This window comes from Pseudoalteromonas sp. S3260 (assembly GCF_005886925.1).
GTDB lineage: Bacteria > Pseudomonadota > Gammaproteobacteria > Enterobacterales > Alteromonadaceae > Pseudoalteromonas > Pseudoalteromonas tetraodonis.
The window spans coordinates 1-1,396 of record NZ_PNCV01000200.1; the positions used below are offsets into that span (position 1 = coordinate 1).

General features: G+C 37.9%; 2 protein-coding genes. Both read left to right on the forward strand.

Going from position 1 to position 1,396, the window contains the following annotated elements:
* Positions 1-108: 108 nt before the first annotated feature.
* Positions 109-732, forward strand: coding sequence for a DUF4145 domain-containing protein (locus CWC14_RS18165; RefSeq protein ID WP_138564294.1), 624 nt, complete (start codon positions 109-111; stop codon positions 730-732).
* A gap of 199 nt (positions 733-931) precedes the next feature.
* Positions 932-1,078 carry a hypothetical protein gene (locus tag CWC14_RS19225; protein WP_171036879.1) on the forward strand — a complete coding sequence of 49 codons (147 nt, stop codon included), beginning with the start codon at positions 932-934 and terminating at the stop codon, positions 1,076-1,078.
* The last annotated feature ends 318 nt before the right edge of the window (positions 1,079-1,396 follow it).

Below are 1,396 nucleotides of genomic sequence, written 5' to 3' on the forward strand. Positions count from 1 at the left end.
CCCATGTCGGGCGTACACAAAAAGCTCAAATGCGACGCCAAAAAACGGCGCGCTTTAGCTTGGCTTTAAGAGGCTAAGGGTTTTTCAACACGGAGATGTGAGTTCAACATGAGTAAATATTATCCCCCCACTTTCGAAGAAGAAAAATTTCACTGCATATTATGTGGTGTTTTTGCACAACAAAGTTGGACAACACTTAAATGGAGTACATATAGCCATTCATACAATACTGAATTCAAGTTTAGTAAATGCTCTCATTGTGATGAAAAATCTTTTTGGTACAAAAATCGTATGATAGTACCTTCTGAAGCGCCTGTTCCACCGCCTCATTTAGATTTACCAAAATCATGTTCAACAGAATATGATGAAGCACGTGATATTGTTGCACGTTCACCACGCGCTGCAGCAGCTTTACTTCGTTTGTGCGTACAAAAGTTAATGTCTGAATTAGGTGAAAAAGGTAAGAATATTAATGATGATATAGGTTCTTTGGTCAAGAAAGGTTTGCCTATCGAAGTCCAACAAGCTCTGGATTATTGTAGGGTTATCGGAAATAACGGGGTTCATCCTGGTGAAATAGAGTTAACAGACAATCCTGAAATAGCACATAGTTTGTTCGAAATGATTAACTTCATCGTTGAGGATCGAATTTCACGACCGAAAAAAGTTGCAGAATTATACGGAAAATTACCTCAGGGTGCTTTGAAAGCAGTAGAAAAAAGAGATGCCTAAGTAAAAAGCACTTAGTAAGTTGCTTAAACTGACAAGGAAATTTATGAGTCTGTGTCCTCGCTGTGAACATAAAATAGATGTTTTCAGCTTTTCTTTATCTGCACTCCCATTTTACTTTAAATGTGCCAGTTGCAAGACGAGATTAAAACTTATCAGCTCAAAATTATTTTGGGGTATATTTTTATTGTATTCGGCAGTTGTGTTTACATTGATTATGTATATTCCGACTCTTAACGAATACGGTTTAGGCGTAATATTAACCGTATCAGGCTGGTTCTTTGTTTACTATAAATCGTCACCTTACATACTCAGCAAAGATAACGTGGCAATACATGGCAGTGACTAGCTAAAAACAGCTTTGTTTTATGTCTTTCTCTAAAAGCGCAGCGTCTCTTCGCCCTCTTTGTGCATAAATCACTAAAAGGTCTTATTAAAAAAATAGAAGTGAATGGGAGGCTTCGGGCTACGAGGCGCGAGTAAAATGCTAATGCCCATAAATACGCGACATAAAATCGCTGCTACTAAAAACATTTTTTGCTAAAAACAATTTTTGCACCACAGAGAATCCCGAGGCGCTTTGCGCTACATAGAGGTTGATTGCTATCTTTTAAGTATTTCTCTGTTAACTCTGTGTTCTCGGTGGCGGAGTTTTTCAAGTTAGTTG